Raw genomic sequence first — 3,480 nt, forward strand, 5'->3', positions numbered from 1 at the left:
CCGCCGCCACCAGGGCGAACAGCACGAGTCCGAGCAGCACGCGGTAGATCACGAACGGCATGAAGCTCTTGGTGGTGATGAACTTCATGAACCAGGCGATGACGGCGTAGCCCACACCGAACGCGATGACCGTCGCGAAGATCGTCGGCCCCCACGCCACGTGTCCCTCGCCCGCGTCCTTCAGCTCGAAGACACCCGATGCCAGTACCGCCGGGATCGCCAGCAGGAACGAGTAGCGCGCGGCGGCCTCACGGGTGTAGCCCATCAGCAGACCGCCGCTGATCGTGGCACCGGAACGGGAGACGCCCGGGATGAGCGCCATCGCCTGGCAGAAACCGAAGATCAGGCCGTCCTTGATGCCCAGCTCCCTGAGCGTCTTGCGTTCCTTGCCGGCCCGGTGCTTCCCGCCCCCCGCGTCGCGGGCGGCGAGGCGGTCGGCGAAGCCGAGGACGATCCCCATCACGATCAGGGTGGTGGCGATCAGCCGCAGGTCGCGGAACGGCCCCTCGATCTGGTCCTTGAGCGTCACGCCGAGTACGCCGATGGGGATGGACCCCACGATGACCAGCCAGCCCATCTTGGCGTCGTGGTCGCCGCGCATCGACCGGTCGAACAGCGAACGGAACCAGGCCGAGACGATCCGCACGACGTCCTTGCGGAAGTAGATGAGGACGGCCGCCTCCGTGCCGATCTGCGTGATGGCGGTGAACGCCGCGCCGGGGTCGTGCCACCCGGCGAACGCCGCGGTGAGGCGCAGATGGGCGCTGGAGGAGATCGGCAGGAACTCGGTGAGTCCCTGAACAAGGCCCAGGACGAACGATTCGAACCAGTTCATGGGGCTTCGGCCATCCCGGAGGTGCTCGTGCATCGGTCGACGGTGGTGAGAACCGTCGGAAGCATGCGGATATGCGGTCGGATGAGGACAGAGCTGTATCAGGCCCGGAGATCCTCGGTCGGTCGCGGGCAGGGTATCGCCCCTGGATGAACAGGAGTGCGCGTACCCCGTGACCGGCAGGGTCCGGCGGCCCGACCGCACCCGGCACGGTCCGGCGGCCCGCCGTCCGGTACCGGGATCACTCGGTGAGACGGTGGCGCCTGCGCCAGGCGACGACGGCCGCACCGGCGCCGGTCAGCACGATGAAACCCATCGCGGCGAGGAACGCGGGCGACGACGGCGACGAGGCGGTGCTGCCCGCGACCACGTAGGCGGCGGTGTTCGGGACCGAGCCCAGACCGGTCGCCGCCAGGAACGCCGGGCACCGCATGCGCGACACCGCCGCACAGTAGTTGGCCGCCGCGAACGGCACCCCGGGAAACAGCCGCAGCGCCATCATGGAGCGGAAGCCGTGCCGGCTCAGCTGGCCGTCCGCGGCCCTCAGCCAGCGTCCCCGCAGCAGCGTGCGCAGCGCGTCCTGCCCGAGCACCCGGCCCAGGGCGAACGAGACGCCCGCGCCGAGCACGGTCCCCGCCAGCGCGGCGGCCAGGCCCGCCTGCGAACCGAAGAGCGCCCCGGCCGCGACGTTGAGCAGGGGTCGCGGTACGAAGGCCACGGTGCACACCCCGTACACCGCGCCGAACAGCGTCACGGCGACGGCGCCCCCGCTCAGCCGGCCCGGCCAACCGCCGGTCAGCAGCCGCTGTGGCTCGAACAGCAGCATCGTCACCGCGGCGGCCAGCAGCACCACGACGAGCAGCGACAACCGGGACCAGGGCGAGAGCAGCGCCCTCGTGCAGCGCGCGGCGAGGCCGACGGCGGGCCGGGCGGCGGGGACGGGGTCGAGCATGCGGGGAGACTAACCGACCTTCGTGCGTGATCGCCTCGGCGCGAAAGGTGCCGCCGGGCCGCTCCGGGTCATTCCGGTGCCGGGTACGGCGTACGCGCCCGCGCCCGTGCCCCGGCCGCCGCCCTCATGGGAATTGGGAAAACCATTCGACGCGGCCGTGCGCCCCGGCCATCATCGGAGGCATGTTCCGGTACGTCTTCCTCGCAGCGCGGTCCGCAGTCGCGGACGCGCCGAGGGCTGCCGTGAACCCCGTCACCGCACCGGCAGCCGCCGCAGCGGCGTTCGTCGCATCCGCGGCGCTCTTCGGCGGCGCCCGAAGCTGACCCTCCTCCGACAGTCCGGCGGACCCCGCAGGGGGAGGGTCGGCAGGCCCTGGGGTCTCCTCTCAGCTTCGAATCCAAGGAACGAGCCATGCCCAAGACGGCGTACGTACGGACCAAGCCTCACCTCAACATCGGCACCATGGGCCACGTCGACCACGGCAAGACCACCCTGACCGCCGCCATCACCAAGGTCCTCAGCGACCGCGGAACCGGCACCTTCGTCCCGTTCGACCGGATCGACCGGGCGCCGGAGGAGAGCCGGCGCGGCATCACCATCAACATCGCGCACGTCGAGTACGAGACCGACACCCGCCACTACGCCCACGTCGACATGCCCGGACACGCCGACTACGTCAAGAACATGGTCACCGGCGCCGCCCAGCTCGACGGCGCGATCCTCGTCGTCTCCGCGCTCGACGGCATCATGCCGCAGACCGCCGAGCACGTGCTGCTCGCCCGGCAGGTCGGCGTCGACCACATCGTCGTCGCCCTCAACAAGGCCGACGCGGGAGACCCCGAGCTGACGGACCTGGTCGAGCTGGAGATCCGTGAACTGCTCACCGCGCACGGCTACGGCGGTGACTCCGTTCCCGTCGTCCGGGTGTCCGGACTCAAGGCCCTGGAGGGCGACCCGCGTTGGACCGCGGCCGTCGACGCGCTGCTGGACGCGGTCGACACGTATGTGCCGATGCCGGTCCGCTACACCGACGCGCCGTTCCTGCTGTCGGTCGAGAACGTCCTGACCATCACCGGTCGCGGCACCGTCGTCACCGGGGCCGTCGAGCGCGGCACCGTACGGGTCGGCGACCCGGTGTCGGTGCTGGGACCGGACATCGAGACGGTCGTCACCGGGCTGGAGACCTTCGGTAAGCCGATGGAGTCCGCGCAGGCCGGGGACAACGTGGCCCTGTTGCTGCGCGGGGTGGAGCGCGACCGGGTCCGCCGCGGCCATGTGGTCGCGGCGCCCGGCAGCGTGACGCCGAGCCGGCGCTTCGCGGCCCAGGTGTACGTCCTGTCGGCGCGCGAGGGCGGCCGGACCACCCCGGTCACCACCGGCTACCGGCCGCAGTTCTACATCCGCACCGCGGACGTCGTCGGCGACGTCGACCTCGGCGCGGTGGCGGTGGCGCGCCCCGGGGACACGGTCGACGTGACCGTGGAACTGGGCCGTGACATACCGCTGGAGGCCGGACTCGGCTTCGCGATCCGCGAGGGCGGCCGGACCGTCGGCGCGGGCACCGTCACCGGACTGCTCTGATCCGTCAGGGCCCGGGCCCGGGGGCCCCCCCCCCCCGGGGGGGGGCCCCCCCCGGGGGCCGGGGGGGGGGGGGGCCCCCCGCAGCCCACGGGCACAGGGCACGCGGCCTCGCCCC

General features: G+C 72.2%; 4 protein-coding genes. 2 read left to right on the plus strand and 2 right to left on the minus strand.

The window, feature by feature from the left end; translation table 11 throughout:
- Window positions 1-835 (minus strand): undecaprenyl-diphosphate phosphatase (locus tag ACF1CT_RS24545; protein ID WP_391786085.1); only part of this gene is annotated, 835 nt, incomplete at its 3' end.
- A gap of 238 nt (window positions 836-1,073) precedes the next feature.
- The gene (locus ACF1CT_RS24550; RefSeq protein ID WP_391786086.1) at window positions 1,074-1,784 is read right to left on the minus strand and encodes a TVP38/TMEM64 family protein; all 711 of its coding nucleotides are present in this window, start codon (window positions 1,782-1,784) and stop codon (window positions 1,074-1,076) included.
- A gap of 182 nt (window positions 1,785-1,966) precedes the next feature.
- Here ACF1CT_RS24550 and ACF1CT_RS24555 point away from each other — a divergent pair, with 182 nt between their 5' ends.
- Entirely contained in the window at window positions 1,967-2,107 is a 141-nt protein-coding gene (locus ACF1CT_RS24555; protein WP_391786087.1) for a hypothetical protein, read from the plus strand.
- Between the two features lie 88 nt (window positions 2,108-2,195).
- Window positions 2,196-3,365: an elongation factor Tu gene (gene tuf / locus ACF1CT_RS24560; RefSeq protein WP_391786088.1), complete on the plus strand. Its 1,170-nt coding sequence runs from the start codon at window positions 2,196-2,198 to the stop codon at window positions 3,363-3,365.
- The last annotated feature ends 115 nt before the right edge of the window (window positions 3,366-3,480 follow it).

The organism is Streptomyces sp. NPDC014734, from assembly GCF_043083325.1.
Taxonomy (GTDB): domain Bacteria; phylum Actinomycetota; class Actinomycetes; order Streptomycetales; family Streptomycetaceae; genus Streptomyces.

Excerpts from the sequence above, each read along its gene's own strand:
- ACF1CT_RS24555 (WP_391786087.1), top strand. The coding sequence starts at position 1,967 with ATGTTCCGGTACGTCTTCCTCGCAGCGCGGTCCGCAGTCGCGGACGCG.
- tuf (WP_391786088.1), top strand. The coding sequence starts at position 2,196 with ATGCCCAAGACGGCGTACGTACGGACCAAGCCTCACCTCAACATCGGC.
- ACF1CT_RS24550 (WP_391786086.1), bottom strand. The coding sequence starts at position 1,784 with ATGCTCGACCCCGTCCCCGCCGCCCGGCCCGCCGTCGGCCTCGCCGCG.